General features: G+C 57.7%; 29 protein-coding genes. 24 read left to right on the top strand and 5 right to left on the bottom strand.

Features of this window, described 5'->3' with window-relative positions; all coding sequences use genetic code 11:
• The first annotated feature begins 206 nt into the window (after positions 1-206).
• The 24 genes from GTP41_RS12405 (at position 207) to GTP41_RS12520 (ending at position 14,422) form a co-directional block, all read left to right on the top strand.
• Positions 207-623: a DUF4279 domain-containing protein gene (locus GTP41_RS12405; RefSeq protein WP_161025895.1), complete on the top strand. Its 417-nt coding sequence runs from the start codon at positions 207-209 to the stop codon at positions 621-623.
• Positions 624-710: 87 nt separating this feature from the next.
• The gene (locus GTP41_RS12410; RefSeq protein WP_161025896.1) at positions 711-869 is read left to right on the top strand and encodes a hypothetical protein; all 159 of its coding nucleotides are present in this window, start codon (positions 711-713) and stop codon (positions 867-869) included.
• Positions 870-1,108: 239 nt separating this feature from the next.
• Positions 1,109-1,456, top strand: coding sequence for a hypothetical protein (locus GTP41_RS12415; RefSeq protein ID WP_161025897.1), 348 nt, complete (start codon positions 1,109-1,111; stop codon positions 1,454-1,456).
• Between the two features lie 88 nt (positions 1,457-1,544).
• Positions 1,545-1,955, top strand: coding sequence for a DUF6228 family protein (locus GTP41_RS12420; protein ID WP_161025898.1), 411 nt, complete (start codon positions 1,545-1,547; stop codon positions 1,953-1,955).
• A 634-nt stretch (positions 1,956-2,589) separates the two neighbouring features.
• The gene (locus GTP41_RS12425; RefSeq protein ID WP_161025899.1) at positions 2,590-2,838 is read left to right on the top strand and encodes a hypothetical protein; all 249 of its coding nucleotides are present in this window, start codon (positions 2,590-2,592) and stop codon (positions 2,836-2,838) included.
• Between the two features lie 367 nt (positions 2,839-3,205).
• Positions 3,206-3,727: a hypothetical protein gene (locus tag GTP41_RS12430; protein WP_161025900.1), complete on the top strand. Its 522-nt coding sequence runs from the start codon at positions 3,206-3,208 to the stop codon at positions 3,725-3,727.
• Between the two features lie 169 nt (positions 3,728-3,896).
• Entirely contained in the window at positions 3,897-4,376 is a 480-nt protein-coding gene (locus tag GTP41_RS12435) for a DUF695 domain-containing protein (RefSeq protein WP_161025901.1), read from the top strand.
• 102 nt (positions 4,377-4,478) lie between these two features.
• Positions 4,479-4,871, top strand: coding sequence for a hypothetical protein (locus GTP41_RS12440; protein ID WP_161025902.1), 393 nt, complete (start codon positions 4,479-4,481; stop codon positions 4,869-4,871).
• A 61-nt stretch (positions 4,872-4,932) separates the two neighbouring features.
• A complete protein-coding gene (locus GTP41_RS12445; protein WP_161025903.1) occupies positions 4,933-5,490 on the top strand; it encodes a DUF4145 domain-containing protein in 558 nt (185 codons plus the stop codon).
• Positions 5,491-5,588: 98 nt separating this feature from the next.
• A complete protein-coding gene (locus GTP41_RS12450) occupies positions 5,589-5,894 on the top strand; it encodes a hypothetical protein (RefSeq protein WP_202419720.1) in 306 nt (101 codons plus the stop codon).
• A gap of 74 nt (positions 5,895-5,968) precedes the next feature.
• On the top strand, positions 5,969-6,400 hold the full coding sequence (locus GTP41_RS12455) for a tetratricopeptide repeat protein (protein ID WP_161025904.1): 432 nt from the start codon (positions 5,969-5,971) through the stop codon (positions 6,398-6,400).
• A gap of 60 nt (positions 6,401-6,460) precedes the next feature.
• Positions 6,461-6,727 (top strand): 4Fe-4S domain-containing protein, encoded by a 267-nt coding sequence (locus tag GTP41_RS27990; protein ID WP_371867355.1) that lies wholly within the window; start codon positions 6,461-6,463, stop codon positions 6,725-6,727.
• Between the two features lie 100 nt (positions 6,728-6,827).
• Complete coding sequence (locus GTP41_RS12465; protein WP_161025906.1) at positions 6,828-7,280, top strand: ester cyclase; 453 nt, start codon at positions 6,828-6,830, stop codon at positions 7,278-7,280.
• A gap of 38 nt (positions 7,281-7,318) precedes the next feature.
• Entirely contained in the window at positions 7,319-7,699 is a 381-nt protein-coding gene (locus tag GTP41_RS12470; RefSeq protein ID WP_161025907.1) for a hypothetical protein, read from the top strand.
• Positions 7,700-7,775: 76 nt separating this feature from the next.
• Positions 7,776-8,111, top strand: a complete 336-nt coding sequence (locus tag GTP41_RS12475) for a hypothetical protein (protein ID WP_161025908.1) — start codon at positions 7,776-7,778, stop codon at positions 8,109-8,111.
• Between the two features lie 91 nt (positions 8,112-8,202).
• A complete protein-coding gene (locus GTP41_RS12480; protein ID WP_161025909.1) occupies positions 8,203-8,643 on the top strand; it encodes a GCN5 family acetyltransferase in 441 nt (146 codons plus the stop codon).
• A gap of 63 nt (positions 8,644-8,706) precedes the next feature.
• On the top strand, positions 8,707-9,396 hold the full coding sequence (locus GTP41_RS12485) for a VIT1/CCC1 transporter family protein (RefSeq protein WP_161025910.1): 690 nt from the start codon (positions 8,707-8,709) through the stop codon (positions 9,394-9,396).
• A gap of 65 nt (positions 9,397-9,461) precedes the next feature.
• Positions 9,462-9,950, top strand: a complete 489-nt coding sequence (locus tag GTP41_RS12490; RefSeq protein ID WP_161025911.1) for an ASCH domain-containing protein — start codon at positions 9,462-9,464, stop codon at positions 9,948-9,950.
• Positions 9,951-10,284: 334 nt separating this feature from the next.
• Positions 10,285-10,932, top strand: a complete 648-nt coding sequence (locus GTP41_RS12495; protein ID WP_161025912.1) for a hypothetical protein — start codon at positions 10,285-10,287, stop codon at positions 10,930-10,932.
• 322 nt (positions 10,933-11,254) lie between these two features.
• On the top strand, positions 11,255-11,758 hold the full coding sequence (locus GTP41_RS12500; RefSeq protein WP_161025913.1) for a glycosyl-4,4'-diaponeurosporenoate acyltransferase CrtO family protein: 504 nt from the start codon (positions 11,255-11,257) through the stop codon (positions 11,756-11,758).
• A 127-nt stretch (positions 11,759-11,885) separates the two neighbouring features.
• Positions 11,886-12,290, top strand: a complete 405-nt coding sequence (locus GTP41_RS12505) for a hypothetical protein (RefSeq protein WP_161025914.1) — start codon at positions 11,886-11,888, stop codon at positions 12,288-12,290.
• A 10-nt stretch (positions 12,291-12,300) separates the two neighbouring features.
• On the top strand, positions 12,301-12,846 hold the full coding sequence (locus GTP41_RS12510) for a VOC family protein (RefSeq protein WP_202419721.1): 546 nt from the start codon (positions 12,301-12,303) through the stop codon (positions 12,844-12,846).
• A 421-nt stretch (positions 12,847-13,267) separates the two neighbouring features.
• Positions 13,268-13,903, top strand: coding sequence for a hypothetical protein (locus tag GTP41_RS12515; protein ID WP_161025915.1), 636 nt, complete (start codon positions 13,268-13,270; stop codon positions 13,901-13,903).
• A gap of 15 nt (positions 13,904-13,918) precedes the next feature.
• Positions 13,919-14,422 (top strand): YegJ family protein, encoded by a 504-nt coding sequence (locus GTP41_RS12520; protein WP_161025916.1) that lies wholly within the window; start codon positions 13,919-13,921, stop codon positions 14,420-14,422.
• Between the two features lie 62 nt (positions 14,423-14,484).
• Here GTP41_RS12520 and GTP41_RS12525 read toward each other — a convergent pair whose 3' ends face one another.
• The 5 genes from GTP41_RS12525 to GTP41_RS12545 are packed head-to-tail and all read right to left on the bottom strand — an operon-like array spanning position 14,485 to position 19,503.
• Positions 14,485-14,880 carry an OsmC family protein gene (locus GTP41_RS12525; protein ID WP_161025917.1) on the bottom strand — a complete coding sequence of 132 codons (396 nt, stop codon included), beginning with the start codon at positions 14,878-14,880 and terminating at the stop codon, positions 14,485-14,487.
• A 30-nt stretch (positions 14,881-14,910) separates the two neighbouring features.
• Positions 14,911-16,875: an LTA synthase family protein gene (locus GTP41_RS12530; protein ID WP_229502838.1), complete on the bottom strand. Its 1,965-nt coding sequence runs from the start codon at positions 16,873-16,875 to the stop codon at positions 14,911-14,913.
• Entirely contained in the window at positions 16,872-17,684 is an 813-nt protein-coding gene (locus tag GTP41_RS12535; RefSeq protein ID WP_371867351.1) for a hypothetical protein, read from the bottom strand. The genes GTP41_RS12530 and GTP41_RS12535 overlap by 4 nt, the downstream gene beginning before the upstream one ends.
• The gene (locus GTP41_RS12540; RefSeq protein ID WP_161025918.1) at positions 17,678-18,301 is read right to left on the bottom strand and encodes a hypothetical protein; all 624 of its coding nucleotides are present in this window, start codon (positions 18,299-18,301) and stop codon (positions 17,678-17,680) included. The genes GTP41_RS12535 and GTP41_RS12540 overlap by 7 nt, the downstream gene beginning before the upstream one ends.
• Positions 18,298-19,503, bottom strand: coding sequence for a sialidase family protein (locus tag GTP41_RS12545; RefSeq protein ID WP_161025919.1), 1,206 nt, complete (start codon positions 19,501-19,503; stop codon positions 18,298-18,300). Before GTP41_RS12545 ends, GTP41_RS12540 begins: the two co-directional genes overlap by 4 nt.
• Positions 19,504-19,705 lie beyond the last annotated feature (202 nt).

Genomic DNA, 19,705 nt, shown 5'->3' on the forward strand with positions numbered 1-19,705 from the left:
CTGCGATCTAAAGAATATGCACGCTGCATCGCACATCGCTAGCTTCAATGCTCACCGCAACGCCGGCCTGTCGGCTGCGGTGACTGCGGCTGTTCGCCTCGGGCGTCCCCACGCGGCGGCCATTGGTCGTTCCGTGACGCGCCGTCCAACATCTCATTCGAGCGGATGCGCTTACGCGCCCCGCTCAATTCAACGTTAGGAGCTCGATGTCACAGTCGAATGAAAGCTATGCGTATTTTGCGCTGACGGGGACTCTTGATCCAGAAATGGTGTCGAGGCGAACGGGCATTGCGCCCACGGATTCTTGGCGCAAGGGTGATTTGCATCCGCGTACCCGAAGGGAACGGAAGTTTGATCGTTGGGAATTGGCCTCTCGTTTGCCTCGAACTGAGGAGCTGGAACTTCACATCGCGGATGTACTGGTGCAACTTGAGGCAAGCCCGATCGAATTTGCTGCACTCGCCAAAGAACACAGCGGGCGCATGCAGTTGGTCGGCTATTTTCACGAAGAGTACCCTGGTCTTGTCTTTTCAGCCTCACTGGTCGCGGGTCTAGCGAAGTTCAACCTTAGTATGGATTTTGATTTTTATGCACTCTGGTCTGATGCACGCGACGATACCTAAAGGGTACCCTAACCATCAGCTCCAGCGGACGCGCTACAGCGGGCTTCGCCCGCTTCCTCGCGCCGCTGAGCAAACACGTTGGGCCGTATGAAGATCGAAGACCTCGCTGAAACTGACGTTCTATCCTTCTATTTGGATCAGCGTCACGCTTATCTTGAATTGACGGTTGTCGCCTTTGGTGGCGCACACTTCAAGGTGCAGGCTCGAAATCATGACGGCTCTCCGATCGGTGTCGAATTCGGTTAGGTTCACTTTCACGGCAACTTTACAACTACGGAAAACCTTCCGAGCTTAGGCGAGCTTGAAAGTGTTGCAGTCACTGACAGCGGCGTTATCTTCGAGGGTGACTTTGGCGATATTACAGTCCGCGCCAACTGCTTTGAGGTTTTTGAACAATGAAAATATTGCCCAACAATTCCGTCAACCGGACCTCCGCATCGCTCCGCGCTGCTGCGGCCGGTTACGTCCAACGTTAGGCTTACTGCATGTCGATCACGCGTCTCGAAGCAATTGAATTCCTCTCCCGGCTTACGCCGACGGAGGAGGCCGCGTTTCTTGCGCGTCTTGGCCATTGGCTTACGGTTGTCGCTCGCGGCGGGTACGAGTTCCAGGCTCCGGGAGTTGTTGATCCGATCTTGCTGCGGCGGATCAATGAAATCCAACATCGGGTCTTTGCTCAAATCGCGGGCTTGGTTGAAAATGGCGAACGAACCTTTGACTCGGAAGACCTGGTTAGCTGGCTCTCGGCCGAAGGCCGAGAGCCGGAGCTACAGCTTCAATGTCTCGATGCTTTTGCGCGAGTACAGGCCCGTCACAACAATCGAATAGCCTAACAATGCGCTCAACCTCGCTCACTTCGTTCGCTGGACACGCCAATCGCTTCGCGCTTGCCGTGCCGGTTAGCTCGTCACGTTAGGGGCCATGGACGAATTCGTTATTCGATCAGATAAAGAGGCGAAGGTAACCTTTGACTCAAGAAGGTTTGATCACACTGGCTGGGTCACCGCCTACACAATCACTATCGATGCACGGGGCTTACGCGCGACTCGTGAGGTTGAGAACCTTCCCTATGGTAGCTCTCCTGCGAAGCTCTTCGGTGAGTTGGCCGAAGAATGGAGTGGCTTCAAAGGGCAAAAGGAATGGGGCGCAATCGAAGGTGAGTTCAATTTATCGGCATCCTCTGACGCCATTGGCCACACTACGCTTGTTGTGGAAATCCTTCCAAGCTATGCCTCGCCTTGCTGGTCAGCTGAACTATCGATTGAAATCGAAGCTGGCCAACTGGAGCGCATCGCAAGTGATGCAAGGGAGTTCTTCAATGATTTTACCTAACCTTCAGTTCCAGCGGACGCCTGACGGCGCCGCTGAACGTCCACGTTGGTCATCGCTGTGAACATGATGCAGGCTTCAGCTCTTACTTCTGGCACCTGGGTCGCTGGCAAATCCGCCAGTGCGGCTTGCGGTGCCGCTTTGGCCGCCGTTTGCGCAAAGTTTGGTGGCAAGTCCAGTGCAGTGCGGCCCGCCGCCGCTAGCATGGGCGCATTCGCGGACACGCCGGTAGCTAAGCCTTCGCGGCTAGTTCACGCGCGTGTCCAACACTACACTCAACCGGACGGCTACAGCGCTGCGCGCCTCCGCCGCCGGTTAGTTCCACGTTAGAGACCCGTGCATGCTCATCGATATTCTGATAGGAATCGTGGTTTTTTGCCTGGGCATTTTTCTGTTTCTTTACGCGACGTGGCTGTTCATCGCCCGCTTACGCGCTGGTGAACGTACTGGGAAGAGTTTCAAGTTGTGGCTTCGAGATCTGCTAGATCTTGTTTGGTGAACTCGTTCCTGAACTCAGGCTTTATATGGTAGTTGATTTATCTTCTAACTTTCAGCTCCAGCGGACGTGCTACAGCGGGCTTCGCCCACTTCCGCACGCCGCTGAGCAACCACGTTGGGCCCACATTTGAAGGACACTATGTCGAAAGTTTGTGATGATTGCGGAACGGTCGAAGGCAGTTTGCATGAGGCCTTTTGTACGCGAGAACGTTGCCCATTTTGTGGTGGTCAGCTCGTTTCTTGTGGGTGCGCGTCGAAGGTGCTAGAGCTCGATGCTGATGAACAAAAAGCCCTGGATGATTACGAAGATGACTCTGTCGAACCGCTTGCTGGAGTGATTCGTCGCTGGGTTAAGGCACTCGATCGCAAAGGCCGCATTCCATTCTAAATATGCCGCATTTGCCCAACAATTCCGTCAACCTGACCTCCGCATCGCTGCGCGCTGCTACGGCCGGTTACGTCCAACGTTGGTCATCGCTTTGAACATGATGCAGGCTTCAGCTCTTACTTCTGGCACTTGGGCCACTGGCAAATCCGCCAGTGCGGCTAATGCCCGCGTTTGGGCCGCTGGCAGTTCTCATTTTAGTGGCAGGGGCCTGCGCGCGCGGTTTGCTGGCGTTCGTGCGGGCGCATTCGCGGACACGTTGGTAGCTAAACCTTCGCGGCTAGTTCACGCGCGTGTCCAACATCTAGCTCAACCGGACGGCTTACGCGCTGCGCGCTCCAGCCGCCGGTTAGCACCACGTTGGGCTTGAATGTCAACTTTACTCACTCCAACCGGCTTTGCTGTTCGACAGGCAATTGTTCGCTCCATTCCGCTTTGGGTACTCATTGGGGTTCTAGCTTGTGGATGGGCACTGCTCGGCCCCAAGACTACGGGCCGTTTTCTCGACACTTCGACGAGTATCGGCCTCTATCTCTTCTATATCTTGGCGACCGGTGGAATTGCTTTGGGCTATCTGGGATGGTGGTTGAGCCTGTACCTAAAAGGGATGATGAGTACTCCTCGGCACCCGTGGCAACTCGCGATCCGAGAGAATGAGCTGATGATTTCCACTGGGCGTGTTGATACGTTTGTGAATATCGATTCGGTCAGGTCGTTCAGGTTACTAAGCGACGACAACTGGGACAAAATGAATGGAATGGAGGATTTCACTCTCGTTGCAAAACTCGGTAAGTTCTCTCGCATTTTAATTCCCGGGTCCGCACAAAATTTCGATGAAATCCTAGAAGGAATTAGAAGGTCGCGAACCGTTGAGGTCGTTCTTGTTGAATAAAGTGCCGGCAAAACTGCCCAACCATTCCGTCAACCGGACCTCCGCATCGCTGCGCGCTGCTGTGGCCGGTTACGTCCAACGTTGGGCGCCGCTTTGAACATGACGCATGCTTCTCCTCTCCGCTTGGCTCCCGGGCCTCGCGGCGCCGCTGAACAGCCACGTTAGCCCTATGATCCGATTTATCGCTTGTATTTTTCTCAGCATAACAATGCTTCCGGCTTTCGCACAATCCCAGACATGGGCCACAGCTGTCTCAAAAAATAAGGCAGACGGGACGGCAATTATCTTTCGATACATCAAAGACCTAGGCCCCAATTTCAAACGTGAAGTTCAGCCGATCCGAGTAATCATCTCCTGGAAGTACGAGGGGCCGAATGGGATGCCTGCTAGCGAAATGAATGTGCGGATGAACGAATTGGAGGATGCGCTTTATCCAGCAGTTGCGGCAAATGGATTGGCGACGTTGGCGCTCGTATCGACAGGGAACGGGTTGAAGGAATGGATTTTCTACTCGAAAACTGAGGCTGAGTTCTTTTCTGTGTTGAATAAGTCACTTGGAAGGCTTAAACCTTTTCCGATCGAGATTCATGTCGCTGAGGATCGCGTCTGGAGGAGCTATGAAGAGTTCCGTACTTCAGTAGAGGAATAAATGGCTAACAATTTGCTCAACCTCGCTCACTTCGTTCGCTGGACACGCCAAAGCTGCGCTTTGTCGTGCCGGTTAGCGTGAACGTTGGGCTCCTGGATGGTGTTGAAACGACTCAAACTTGGGATGACTGGGTTTCTCCTCCTCGTAATGGGGTGGTTCGCCTTTTGCATCGCCGCTTACCGAATTCCCGGTGGACCCGAGCGGAGCTTTGATGGTGAGGTCTACTTCAAGATCATGGAGCTTGAGGACGATAACCGCTCCTTCTTCGAGGGCATTTTGGGGAACAGGCGGTTGCGTATCTTGGAGGCGCCGGTCTTTTACGTCTCCGCATCGGACAAGTCCAGGCTTTGGCAAACTTCTCCGTTCGAGCTGGAAGATAAGCGCGAGACGTTGAGAGTTAGGGTGAAGGCCAAACCGCTGCTTTTTGGCGGCTACGATGTAGCGGAGATTGAAAGCGTCAAACAGGTTTCAGGTGAGCCCTATGTCAGAAAATAAGCCCAACCATGCACTCCAGCGGACGCCTTCGGCGCCGCTGACCTAACACGTTGGGGATGACATGGATTGGCTTACGTTCGCCGTCGAATTGACCAAGGCACTTGCTTGGCCGGTCACAACGGTCATTGTTACGATGCTTTTCCGGAAACCTCTCGCAGATTTGATACCGTTCTTGAAGTCATTGAAGTACAAAGATCTGGAGGTGGAGTTTTCAAAGGGTGTCGAAGAGGTGAAGCAGGAGGCGCTGGTTGCAATTCCTCAGCCCGCCGAGATACCTAATTCTGAGGATCAAACAAGAAGTCCTTTAGCTCAACTTGCTGAAGTTTCACCGCGTTCCGCTGTGCTTGAAGCTTGGCGAACTGTTGAGTCGGAAGCCATCGCGTGCGTTACCAGAAACAATCTAGCTCCTGAATCTGATTCATTGAAGGGCCACTCGCGAATTGGTCATGCGCTTTTGCAAGCGGGCGTAATGAACAAGGATCAGTTCAAGGTATTTCATAGGCTGCGTGAGCTTCGAAATCTGGCGGCTCATGCCGACGATTTTACGCTAGGGATTGAGGACGCTATCGATTACCTGGATTCGGCAATGCGCCTGGCCGTTCACCTTCGTGCGAATTAAACATGGAAAGGCATGAAAATCCCAACCATGCAATCAACCCGGACGCGCTGAAGCGCGCCGCTTAACGCAACGTTGGGCGCTTTTTTGAATCCTCGATTATGAACACTTGGCCGTTTGATCAACCGCAGAATTGTGGAACGATCATTTCACGCGCTATACTCGAAGGCCGCAATGCCATCCTCTATGTATCTCACGATGAAGATGATCACGGTTGGCAATTTCTTGATAATGAAACGTTCGAAGCAAAGGACGCTGCGCTTGTTTGCTTGTCGCACGTCGTAGGCCTCGATCCATCAGTGGTGGAGGTTGCGGATCTTGAACCGGGTTGGATCGCGACTCGCAGTCACCTTGGTGCTGTGTGGGTTCGTGAGCTGGCACCTCCAGAGGACGAAGATGATGAATAAAGTCCATCGGCCCAACCACTCGTTCCAACGGACGCCTGCGGCGCCGCTGAACTCACCACGTTCGACATCACTGAATGAGCCCTGAGGACATCTACAACGACTTAGACCCCGCTGAAGCGCGCGAGCAGCTTTTTGCGCTCGCCCTGGCCGGCGACCATCAGGCGGAGTTTTACCTGGGACATCTCGCGGACGAGGAGTCACCCCGGGATCAGGCCGGAGCCCTGGTTTGGTACAGAAAATCGGCGGCCGGTGGGTTTCTGGAGGCAAGGCACTGGGTGGCGAGTTTCATGTACCATGGCATGGGGACAGAGCAGGACGTTGCAGGAGCCGTTGATCTCCTCCGTCAGTGCGCTGCGGCCGGCTTGGACGCCTCCTGTTGGAAGCTTGGACAGCACCTACTTCAGTTTTCCGAGAGCAGGGACGAGGCTATCCGTTGGTTAAAGCTCGCGGCCAGCAAAGGGCACGGCGGCGCAGTCGACCTGCTTGCTGAGACCGGAGCGTGGTGATTGATGATCACGCGTTGCGAAAAAAATGCACCAGGTCCGTTCTATACCACTGGCGAGTGCATGTCGTGCGGTGCACCAGAGAGTATGGCGCCTGAACTTTTGGCTCAGCTTGATGACAACAACTCCGAAACGTATTTTCTGAGACAGCCGGCTACGCCGGAAGAAATTGAACGTGCCTGCCAAGCCATCGAAGTATGCTGTGCTGACGCACTTCGTTATGGCGGGAATGATCCCGCCATAATTGAACGCTTGGGCAACAATCCCAGCTGCTGCGATCATCTCTTACCAAGGAGGCGCAATTGGTTCTTATCGCTCTTCATGAAATGAGGTCTATGCCTAACCTGGCGGTCAACCGGGCTGCCTCCACGCTGCGCGTTCTGGCAGCCGGTTACCTTGGACGTTCGGCATCACAGGCCACCCATCACCAATGAACCAGCATGCTAAAGAGCAGATACTGAGCGCCACTTCCGCGCTCTTTTGCGACGGACAATACGAAGTGATCGGCAAACACTTCGCCCCTGACTACGTCGTACACACTGCAGGCCAAGACTTGCGCGGTGGGCCGAAGTTGATTCGGTCGGCAATCGAACTGTATCGCGGCGCCTTTCGTAACTTGGTGGTCGATGTTCAGTTCTTCATGGAGTCAGCGGATACCGTGAGTTGGCAACGAACTATGCGCGCTACACACACTGGAGCTTTCAAAGGGTTCCCGGCAACGGGTCAGCCGATCGTCTGGCGTGAGATGGTGGTCAGTCGCTTCTGCAACTCGCTGATCATCGAAGAATGGGTCGTTACGGATCTTGCTGAGCAACTGCTTTTTTCACGAAAGTCTCTGTCTCATAAATCGCCCCAATCTAAGCGGCTTCGCAGCGATGCATAATCCATCGCTCAACCGGTAGCTTCAAAGCTAGGAACTCAATGTGCTTTGCCGATGAATTTTCCGAATGGGTGATGCTCGCCGTCGGTTCCGGTGTGCCGACTGAGGTTTGCGCGTTTTGTTTTAACCTTTATGACCGCAGCGATGATGGACTATTTTCCGTCGAACTGATTGGGGTCGACGAATTCGACGCCGACGACGGTGACTGGGCATGCTCGGAAGTTTGGGCTCCTGTTAATAGTCGGATCGAAATTCCCTTGGCCTTCTCGGGTAACGACTGGCGGAGCTGTCTCGACGAAATGGCGGACCTGTTGAATCAACTCTTGGCGTCAGGTTCTGCTGCTGCACAAATCTTGAAGTCACGTCAGGCAATCGCCGTTGGATTCGTTGACGGAGACCTTGATGTTCTTTGGCTATCCTAACCTTGCGGTCAACTGGGCTACCTTCACGCAGCGCGTTCTGGCAGTCAGTTACCTTGGACGTTGTGACCTAGTCTAAATGCGCCTCGATTCCGAAAAACTGCATGTGATCGCGTCCGCTCCGAGAACCTCGGAGAATTGTCGGCGAGTGGCGCGGGCGCTCTGCGCCGCGATGAATGACTGGCCAACTGAAAATCTCACTCTGGTGAATGCTTTCATTCGAGAGTTGGAAGCGTGCTTTTCCCCGTTGACGTTTGAGAACATCGAGGCAGTCGCTTCGCGCATCAATAGCGCAACCGACGCCTGGAAAGCCGAAGGCCTTGCGGTGCTGCTCGAAGCCTGGGGTATAAACGATCGCCACAAAACTCTGAATGAACTTTTGGGCGAACTTCAAAGGGAATCGGCGAATGAGTAAAATGGCGCAATCGCCGAACAATCCATTCCAGTGGCCCCCTACGTCCCGGCTGAATTCAAAACGTTGGGTCGTTCACTTCACAACTTAGCTCATGATCTATCCAACAGTTCTTGACCCATCAAAAGTCGGCGAGTATCCAGCTTCGGCAAAGGCTGGTGGCGGCTTCGTTTGGGATGCAGTACTTGAGTACCGGGTCTGGTGTCACCCTGAGCGAGGCGCTCCGGATGATGATGACGGAAGCGACTACTACTATGCATTCGAATCATTCGAAGAAGCCAAAGCCTTTGCAACCGAAAATCCTGGAACCGAAGAGCCCCTTGCCTTAGTCCTTCAGCGGGAATATATCGATGAGCCTGAACCGGGGCAATACGCCCACGTTCAAGAGGAGCGTGTCACGGAATGGCCCGTCGCATTTCTATCAAGACCGCAGCGCGACCAATTTACTATTCCTGACTTCCTCGCTCCAAATGCGCCTTCCAATCGACTCGAAATACTACGCGGGCTGGCGCCGAGAGTGAGGCAAAATGTCTAACCTGGCAGCTAGCCACCTTGAACGTTAGACGTCAGAACAACCTTTTTATCACGGGCAGACGCTATGCGACATAGCGAAAGACACAGAACTCACCGCACAGGCTGGCTCCGTGCTGCCGTTCTTGGCGCGAACGACGGTATTGTTTCTACTGCTAGTCTTGTCTTGGGTGTAGCTGCGGCAGGTGCGGATACCAAGGGCCTTCTGGTTGCCGGCGTCGCTGGTCTCGTCGCTGGTGCCATGTCAATGGCCGCTGGAGAGTATGTCTCGGTCAGTTCGCAAGCTGATACTGAGCGCGCAGATCTAGCGCGGGAGGGCAAGGAGCTTGCCGCGAATCCCATAGAAGAACACGCAGAACTCAAAAACATCTACGCCAAACGTGGTCTCGACGAAGCGCTGGCGTCGAGCGTTGCCACGCAATTGACGCAGCATGATGCACTTGCCGCACATGCGCGAGATGAACTGGGCATATCGGACACACTGGCCGCGAAGCCAGTGCAAGCCGCATTAGCCTCGGCCGGCACCTTTGCGGTGGGCGCAGCGCTTCCTCTCCTCATGGTTCTCTTGCTTCCAGGCTCTCTGCTCATGTGGGGTCTTGCCGGCAGCTCTCTCTTCTTTCTTGCTCTGTTGGGCTTTCTGGCTGCACGCGCAGGCGGTTCTCCCGTAATTGCTTCTGTAACGCGCGTCACGTTCTGGGGCGCTTTGGCAATGGCATTGACCGCTGGCGTTGGGGCCCTCTTTGGTGTGGCCGCTTGAAGCCCATGGCGCTATCAAGCCCGACGCCGAACCCTTCGCTCAGCTCAATGTTAGGCCGCACAAGCATGATCACACATATACCCGCGCACCTGTCTGACTTCTGGAATGCTTTCGCCGATTCCATCGGCGGCGTGGACGCTGCCCGCTTCTACGAGGTGTGCGTCTTCGGGGATAGTGAGGCTCTTGCGAATGAGCTTGCCGAACTCGTGCTTCGGGGTGCCAAGCGCGCCACAGCGGGGTCGGTATGGTCCTACCAAGATGAAGGGAAACGAATTCCTATGCCGGGCGATCTCAGCATCGTAACGAACTGGGCTGGCATACCGCTGTGTATCATTGAAACCGAATCAGTCGAGGTTGTGCCCTTTGGCGAAGTCAGTTCCGAGTTTGCGGCCATTGAAGGCGAAGGGGATGGCTCGTTGTCGTTCTGGCGTGAGGCGCATAGACAGTACTTCACTCGCGAATGCGCCCGAGCAGGCCGCCAGTTCAGCGAGAACATGCTCGTTGCCTGTGAGCGGTTCAAAGTTGCTTATCAACCTGCAACCAATGCGACTTAACCCGTTAATCGAGCGGACTGGCGTCGACAAGCTGCCGCTCAAGGCTCTGCTTAAACGTTGGGCGGGACAAGGGACACTGTAATGGCAGGAAAATTCATGAGACGCGGCGCGGTGATCGACACGATAAAAAGTGAAGAACGCTACCCTCAAGTCGCGGAAGTCTGCGCAGCGCAATAATGAAGGTGCCGCAAAAGCGCAACCAGGCAATCAACCCGGACGCGCTAGTGCGCGCCGGTTGTTTTATAACGTTGGGAGTTCCAGTGCATCATCTTTTGTTGACTATGCCCCCCAGCCTGACCGCACGCGTCAGCCGCTGGCTATCGTAAGGATGTAGATGAGTCAGAACGGTGGAAGGTCAACGAAGCGACCAGGAATTTTGCGGATCATCCTTGAGGAGGTGCGCGATGCCTTTCGTCGAAACCGACGAGCAAATCGCCTTGCCAAAGCTCGAGATCGCCTCGAAGTCGGCGACCTTGCTCCAATGTTGGAGCTGGCCCGTCTTTCCGTTGGCGAAGCCTGGCTCGCACTAGCAGACTACTATGCGGCTCAACAACCGCAAAACCCGGCACTTGCCACGCAGGCCTACCATAGCGCCTTGCAATGCCATGACTGGGTTGAACGCCCCGCTCGGGCATATGAGGAGTATGACCGCCGCCGTTTTCTGGGCATTGGCGCCACACAGGACATGCAGGCGCTGGCAACTGAGTGGAAGAGCGGGCATTTGCCGGGGAATAGGCGTGAAACGCAGCTTGCCTGGATTCACACTTGCGGCCCCGCCGACCTGCGCGATCCCAAAGAGGCTTGGTGGTGGATTGCCCTTGCCGAGGCTCGATGGGGGCAATGCGAAGACGTTGCGCTCCCGTCGTTCTCCGCCGCCGAACTGCGCGAATATTTAGTCAGGTCAGTGCAAGACGAGGATCGACTTAACCTCCATGACAAGGCCAAGGCATATGCGTACGCTGAATTCGCCTCGGGGAAGTAAGTCTGCCGCTTCGGTCTGGGCTAGATCATGGGTCTGCCTCCAGGCTATTCGGCGTAAAGGTTTTTGCATTGTCTTGGGATTAGGCGGCATAATGATGTTTGTTAAAAAGCCAACTTTTCATGGTTGAAAGCCCTATGATCCGCTGGTCAGCTGTCGCGTTATCTCTTCTATTACTGGGCTGCAAGCTACCGCCTCCCTGCGATCGTTGAGTATCGTGTCGGGCGTGGAGCGGCGTCCCAGCCCACGCATTCGGACGCGTCTAGACTCTGTGCGTTGGAAGCCTAAAGATTCGAGACAATTGAGAAAACTTGAGGAAGCAAGCATGCAACTTCTGAATAACCCGATCGCGGTGATGTTCCTGTCGTTCATCATCGGAGTCATCGCGGACCTTGTGCTCCGCCGGATGCCGTTTTATGGATGGATCAGCGCGCGCTACCTGTTTGCAGATTCAAAGACGTACGAAAATGTTGGGGTTGAGCGGTTTCAGAAATTTCTCCTGGCGACGCCGCTGCGGATGTTTAACACCAACATCAAACTGCCGAAGAAGCGCGACTTGCAACTGCTGAAGGACATCCGAAAGCACATTGCGACTGCGGAGGTTTCGCACTGGGTGGGCTTTGCTGTGATGGCGGTATCGACGGTCTACGCATGGACTATTTACGGGCCCAAAGTAGGCATCGCCTTCGTCTTCTTCAATACTGTCGGCAATCTCTATCCGTGTTTGCTCCAGCAATACAATAAGAAGCGCTTGAATCAGCTAATTGATGTCATGGAGCGCCGCAAGCCGAACTCTCAAGTCGGGGAGGTGCTTGCGTCGGATGGGTAGTTAAGTGACTTCCCCCGTTCCGCATACCGCAGCCCCGCGCGGCCGCCGCGCAGGATGTTACTGTTGGAGAGTTTTTCCCGGTGCCGCGCCAGTTATGATTAACGGTTATTTGACCTGCGGAGACCAAATGAATCCCTACTTGCCCCCAGTTGCAGACGTTGCCGTTGAGCGCGCGATGCCGGAGGTGCCGCCTGAAGTCCAAAAAAAGATCAAGCAAGCCTGGATTGCCGGCGCCATCTCAGGCTCAATGACGCTGTTGTTCACGCTGCTGGCGATCAGCGGAACCAAGGCTGCCGGTTTCAATGCTTGGAATTTTATTGACGTCGTACTGATCTTTGGCCTGGCGTTCGGTATCTATAAGAAGAGCCGTGCGTGTGCGGTTTTGATGCTGGTCTATTTCGTCGTCTCCAAAATCCTGATCGCCATTGAAACGGGTTCAGTCAGCGGGACGGTATTGGCCATTATCTTCATCTACTACTACGCTCAAGGCATAGCGGGCACGTTTGCTTACCATAAGCTGGTGAAGCAGTAAGGGGATTCGGATGAGCAGAGTGGCCGCCGTTGTATTCGCCCTTGTTTCTGGCCTGGCGATCGCAAGCCCGCAGGCCGCCGAGACCATGCCCGCTTCCGGAAAGATATCGGCCATACCTCCGAGTCAGCGCTTGCACTTGATCTTGCTGGGTGTTGAAGACGTGGCCCGCTCCGTTAAATTCTACGAGGCTCTGGGCTGGAAGAAGTCACCATCCGGGAACGAGGGCTTTGTGAAGTTCGATATGGGCGGCTATGCGCTTTGCCTTTTGTCGCGCGAGGCGTTCGCCAAGGATGCGCAGTCGCCGACTGCCAAGGGCAGCGGGTTTTCTGGGGTAGGGCTGGCTTACCTGGCCAAGTCGACGGATGAAGTGCCGCTTGTTCTGGCGCGGGCGGTGGCGGCAGGCGGTACCGTTGTAAAGCCAGTTACCAAAACGGCTTGGGGTGTCGCTGCCTACTTCAAAGACCCGGATGGGCACTTGTTCGAAATCGACTATGAAGATGCGTGGGTGTTCGATGCCGAGCACAAGCTGGTCGTGGACAAGGTGAATGCCAAATAGGTTTCCGGGTCTCGCTTCAGGCGATCAGGAGTTCATAGGGTTTGGATGCTTGTGCGGCAACCTGTCGCCGCAGCTGCCGCGCCTTGTTTGTGGGGTGAAGGTCGTTCCCAGCTATCTGGCGGCGGGGGCGTTTACCTTGCAATGCGTGCGCCACGCGACAACGCGTCATTAGGAGAAAAAAGTTAGATCTTTAATTAGTTGCCTTTTACTTCCTCTGTTGGCCAATGCGGGGGTCTTTTCGAATGAGAGGGTGCAGTCTTTCCCAATTGGCTGGCCTGCCCTGAAGGGCATGTCCGAGAATTGTGCGGAGGTCCAGGGCTCTTATATCGATCCTAACCAAAGGCGTTGGGAACACGAAGAGTTCCCGGCGAGTCGGCTGGGTGAAAAGTCCGGCGGCCAATACCATGGAGTCTGGTGGGCGTTGGGCCTGTCCCACCAGGAGGTGCAGCCGGATGTGCAGCATGCGATGCCGCGCACGTTCTCTGTGGCGTTGACTGAGAATCAGGGCGTGTCGATCAAGTATCTGATCGGCGAGAAGCTGGTGTCCTCGCGCATGTTTGCCAGGGGCGAGTGGTCGTGCGGCGCCGATGGCCTGACCCTTAGGGTGCTCGATCGCAAAGGTCCTGGGATGGACAAAATTCCTTACCATGGCCATTTCGTCCACCGCGCCACGCTCTATCGCGTGAACGAAGATCTTTACCTCAAATTCGAACGTCGTTCCGAGATGTGGTTGGCGCACGTCGTGCCGCAGTGGTCGCATGATGTGGAGTGGCTGCGCTTTATGGGGGAGCACGCGCGGCCGACCACGTCGTTGGCGGCGGGGGATGTGCTGCGGATGAACACTGCCAGGCAGGCATTCCTTGAGAAGTATTTGCCAGGGAAGGGGAGCAAGGCTTTTGCGCAGGCGCCGGACGGTAGTTGGGGCTGGGCGGCGAACCGCACTTCGCCGCGTGTGGCGGCGGAGGATGCGATTGCCACCTGTAGCCAGTACGTTAAGCCGCACAACAAGCCTTGTACGCTTGTGCATATTGATGATTGGTGGACTGTGTCGCAGTAATTCTGGAGAAGCTGAATGCAGAAGGGCATTGTGGGATTGATGTTGTGTGCGGCGCTGGGCGCCAACGCGGCGCCGGTTGCTGATAAGGCGAAGGAGGACAAGCTGGTCTTCATGCGGAACGAGGAGCCTGCTATGAAGAGTGCTTTCGAGAAGGGGCGTGCAACGCTCGACAGCTTCCTGGCCAAGGCCTCTGCGCCTGCGCAGGGTACGTCCAAGTATGCGTTAAAGGTCGCCATCACCGAGGGGCTGAACACGGAGTTTTTCTGGGTACGTGATTTCCAGTGGGCGGATGGGCAGTTCACCGGCACCCTCGCGAATGAGCCGCGCATGGTGAAGAAGGTCACCAGCGGGCAGCGGATCAAGTTTGGGCGCGAGCTGGTGGTGGACTGGACTTACTGGGATGCGGCGCAGCGGCGCACGTTCGGCAATTTCACGGCGTGTGCCCTGCTTACCAAAGAGCCGCGAGATGAGGCGCAAAAGTTCAAGGCGCAACTCGGTCTTCAGTGCGGGGACGAGTGATGTGTTTGCGGCTTGGTTTGCTTTTGCTGGCTGGCGCTTGTCAGGGCGGCAAGGCGGCTGCCTTACTCCAGCAGCACGGCAGCGCCATTACGGATCGTGCTTTGCACTTCCGCCACGGCGTCGGTTTGGCGCAGCAGGTCGGCAATTACGTGGTCCGGGGCTGGTGAGGTGACGCGGGCGAAGTAGCGGATATTGGTGGCAGCCAGGCCGCGACCGGGGAAGTCGGCGCTGGCTTCCACGTACACCGCGTCGACCGGGATTTGCAGCCGTTCGGCTTCGCGGTACACGTCGTTGCAATAGCAGGTGGCAAGGGCCAGCATCAGGAATTCGCCGCCGTTCACGGCGGAGCCCTGGCCGGTGCTCTTGGCTGGCACCGGCAGCGTCTGTGCGGCGCCGTTGGTGGCGACGAGTACTTCGTGCGCCTGGGCGGAGTTGCGGACCGTGGCGGTGATCTTCATGGGGCGCTCCTGCTGGCAGAAGCGCCCATTTTACTTCGTCAGTCGATAGCGCTGCTCACGGTACAACAGCGACGGCGCAATCACGTGGGCCATGGCCTTGTCGACCTGGGCCTCGGTGGGCTTGATGTCGGTCAGGTGCAGTTCGCCTTTGCCGAAATCGTAGTTGCCGATCAGCGGCGCCTGGCCGGGGCGCAGGATGGTCGCGGTTTTCCCTTCCAGCCAGGTGAAGTAGTTATCGAACTGCATAATGGCGCGGCCCGGGCTGGTGCCGTCCTTCACAAAGTCGCGGCCGATCATCGGGTGGCTGCTCGATATGCCCATCAGGGAAAGCAAAGTCGGGCCCAGGTCGATCTGGCTGGCCAGGGTGGTAATACGCTTCGGCTGCACGTCGGCGCCCAGGATCAGGCCGGGGATGTGGAATTTCTTGATCGGCACCAGGCTGTTGCCGTAGACGCGGTTGTCGTGGTCGGCCACGATCAGGAAGACGGTGTCCTGCCAGTATGCTTCCTTCTTGGCGGCGGCGATGAATTTGCCCAGCGCGTAGTCGGCGTATTTCACGGCGTTGTTGACCGTTTGCTTGGCCGGGTCGTGCAGTTCGATTTTCCCGTCCGGGAATTCGAACGGCTCGTGGTTGGAGGAGCTGAAAATCAGGCTGAAGAAGGGCTTGTCCTGCGCATGCAGCGTTTTCAGGCGCTCCAGCGATTTGTCGAACAGGTCTTCATCGGATGCGCCCCAGCTGCCGACGAACTTGGGCTGCATATCGCCCCGGTCCACCACGTTCTGGAAGCCGTTGCCGGTGAAGAAGCTGCGCATATTGTCGAAGTGCGCTTCGCCGCCGTAGACGAATTCCGTGTTGTAGCCTTGCTTGCCCAGGCCCATGGCCAGGGTGTAGAAATTCTGCTGCGCCAGCGAGAGCTTGACCACGCTGCGCGCCGGCGTTGGCGCATTGCCCGCCACCACGGCTTCGATGCCGCGCACGGAGCGGGTGCCGGTGGCGTACAGCTGCTCAAACCACCAGCCTTCGTTCTTCAGCTTCTCCAGCTCCGGCGTAACCGGCAGGCCGCCCAGCGATTGCACAAAGGTGGCGCCCAGGCTTTCTTCCAGCACGATCACCAGGTTGAGCGGCTTGTCGCGCTTGATGGCGGCTTCCTGCGCGTGCAGGGTGGGCAGCTCGGGGTTGTTGAACTGATAGTCGCGCAGCCACGGCGCGGCGGTCACGGTCGGGAATACTTTCTCACGCGGGAAATCGCCGTAGATCTCGGAGGAGTTGGCTTCCTTGCGCATCGAGGCAATGGCGTCGATCACCGACCATGGCGAGTTGATGATGATGGAGTTGACCATGGCGTCGCCGGTCAGGGCGAAGGTGGCCGGGTTGGCCGGGCGATGGGCGGTGGTGGAGCGGATCTGGAAGGCCAGCACCAGCACCAGCAGAGGCCATGTCAGCAGCAGCACTTTGGGCGACCACATGCCGGTATGGGAGGCCGCCGACTTGAGCATGCGGTACAACAGCACCGACAGCAGGATGGTGCCGCTGATGCCGGCGATAACGGCCAAGCGGAAGCCGTTCCACAGCGTGGCGGCGACCTCTTTGGGGTAGGACAGGTATTCGACGAACAGGCGGTTCGGGCGGAAGTCGTACTGCATGATGAACTGCGGCGTGGACAGTTCCATGAAGACGATGAACAGCAGCCCGAAACTGGCCCAGGCCACGCTGAATGTCTTCCAGGCGCGTTCGGAATAGCGTTGTGCCAGCACGGGCGCCAGCAGCAGCGGCAGCACCAGCAGGTAGCCGAGCAGGATCAGGTCGGCGCGCACGCCTTGCACCAGGATTTCACCAACAATGCCGGTGGCGCTGACGCGATCCCATTGCCAGGCCACCAGGGCAAAGCGTGAAACGGAGAGGAGCAGCAGACCGGCAACCAGCATCTGCAGCAGGGTAGCGTAAGGGCCCGCCCATTTGGTCAGACGGGCAATGCGGACGGCTGCTCGGTTCATGATGCCAGGTACTTCTCGACGCCGGTGCCTGCCGCCAGCAGCCATGCGGTCAACAGCAGGAACAGCATCAGGCAGCTGAACAGCTTATCGAGCAGGCGGCTTTCGCCCGGCTGCTGGAACACTGCCGGCTGGCCGTAGCCGTGACCCAGGAAGTAGGCGGCGAAGGCGGTGCTCATATAGTGCACGGCGCCGAACATTTCGCCCAGCTCGCCTTTGCGCGGATGCTCGATCAGCACGTGCGACAGGGCCACCAGCACCAGGTAGACCAGCGCTACCGGCAGCGGCGGCAGGTAGACGCCGAATTTCTCAACGAAGTTGCGCACGGCGGGGCGGCTGCGCGCCAGCAGGGGCAGCACCACGTTGTGGGTCAGGCCGACCAGCAGGATCAGCTTGAGCATGATGGTCTTGTGGATGCTGCCGCTGCTGCCGATGGCCAGGTTGTGCAGGTTGGTTTCGCCCTGGCGGTTGTTCTGTGCGAAGAATTCGGAGGACTGCACATTGAGCACGCGCTGGAACCAGCTCACTTCTTCCATGGCGGCCGCCGCCACCACCAGGCCCAGGCCCAGGATGCCGAGGGTGGTCAGGTCAAGCTTGCCGCGCTTCCAGCGTTCCACGCCGGCGAACAGCAGCAGGCCGGCGGTCATGGCGAAGGAGAGGAACTGCATCCATTCGACCAGCCCGTCTTCGGTGACCAGGCGCGCCAATTGCTCGCTGGAGCCTCGCGCGCCCACGGCCAGCAACAATACGAACACATTGATGGCGATACCAGTCAACAGCACTGGATGCGCATACCATTTGCGATTTACCACTGAACTACTCCTTGTTTGATTTTGATCGTTTTGATTGCCAGCGACACCACCGCCCAGATCCACAGCAGGGGATCGAGCAGGGCGTCCCACAGGTTACCGGTGGGCAGGCGCAGCACGGCAAACAGGGCCAGGGCGCCGAGCAGGGCGAACAGGTGGGCCTGCTTGATGCCGCGCGCAATGCCGGCCGCGCACAGCGCCATCAAGGCCAGCGCCAGGAGCGGCGCGGCGCGCGGGCCGAAACCCCAGTAATACAGGCCCAGGTGCACCATGCCCAGGGCGTCCAGGTAGAGCAGCAGGCCGAGCAGGGCCAGCGCCGCTGCCATCAGAAGGGGCATGCCTTCTTCCGCGCCGGCAGCGCGCCAGGGGCGGGCCAGGCGCACCAGGCACAGGCCGGCCAGCAGGCCGCTTGGCCATTGCACGGCCAGCGCGATCCAGTAGGCGGGCGAGTATTGGCCCGGCAGCATCATCAGCAGCATCAGGCTGGCGAGCAGCAGGGCGACGGCGCGGCGCGAGCGTTGCAGGGATGCTGGCAGCAGGGCGGCAAAAGCAGCGGCGAACACCACCGCCCATGCCAGCCTGCCGTAGGTACCTTGCAGTACCAGGTCGGGCAGGGTCATTCCGGACTTCCTCCGAATTCGAGGTCGATGACGTGGTGGGCAATGGCCTCGCGGCGCGAGGTGTAGGTGATGTGCAGCTCGTTGCCGACCTGGTGCAGGTCGGGATAGGAGAATTCTTCGCCGGCGCTGCCTTGCGCAACGTCGATCACGCGCGACCAGTTGCGGCCATTGTCGGTGACCGACAGGCGCAGGATATTGCGGTCGGAGCCGCCCGGCACCACGTGGTTGTGCAACAGGGCGATGCTGCCATTGCTCAGGCGCACGGCGCTGAGCGAGGTGCTCTGGTTGGGCAGGTCGAGCGGCGGCAGGTCGTCCCAGTTCACGCCGCCGTCGCTGCTGCGCGCGTGCTGGACTTTCTGCTCGCTGCTGGAGTCGCGCATCCAGGCGTGCACTTCGGACTGCGATATCGGCACAATGGTCGGCTGCAGGGCGGCGGTGCGCTGGCCGATGCGCGACATCCAGCGCGGGTCGCCGGCCGGGTCGAAGGCCAGCATCATCGGGTACTTGATGCCCATTTCAAAATAGGCCGGCAGCAGCCAGCCGCCGTCGGCCAGGCCGACCGGGGTGGTGCGCACCAGGGTGCTGGTGTTGAACAAGGGCGACAAGGGCAGCAGGCGTTTGACGGTGAAGCTTCTGCCCTCGTCGTGCGACACCAGCTGCACGATGCGCGAGGCGGCCCAGCCACCCAGGCCGGTGGCTACCACGAATAGGTCGATGCGGCCATCGGCCGAGCCCCAGGCCACCGGGTTGCCGATGCGGCGCACGCCGTATCCGAGGGCGGCGCCCAGGCTGTTGCGGCTGGCCACTTCCCACGGTTGCGACCACTTGCCATCGATCCAGTGCGCGGCGTAGACTTTGACATCGGGGCCGCTTTCGCGGCTGCCGGCCCACCAGAAGGCTGCCATGCGGCCGCCAGGCAGGGGCGTGATCGCGCTGGCGTGGGCCGACGGGGCGTTGGGCGGTTTGGGGAGCAGGGTGGCGCTGCGCGGGACGAAACTGATTTTGCCGCGCTGGGCCGGTTCGATCAGCATGGCGGCGGGCGCCTGGTGCGAGGCCGAGTAATACCAGCGTTTGATCTCGGCGCCGGTGGCCAGGAGGAGGGCAGCGGCACACGCGAGCTTGGCCAACAGGGAGGCTTTGCCGGAATAGGAGCGCGCGCTTTGCGAGCTGGCAATGGCGCTAACGCCCAACCGAAATTCCATCCTTTTTCCCTATTGCATTGATTTTTCGCAAGTGAATCATCACTAAGTGGAGCATCCTACAGTAAACCGATGCGCGGAGGGAAGTTTCTAGTAAGTTCCGTTTAATGAGGGCAACAGATGCTTTGTAAAATGGAAACATTCCCCGTCATGGAGGCGAAATAATGCCGGCGTAGCATCGGAATTCAAGCAAGCTTTCAGGAGA

This window comes from Pseudoduganella guangdongensis (assembly GCF_009857475.1).
Classification (GTDB): domain Bacteria; phylum Pseudomonadota; class Gammaproteobacteria; order Burkholderiales; family Burkholderiaceae_D; genus Rugamonas; species Rugamonas guangdongensis.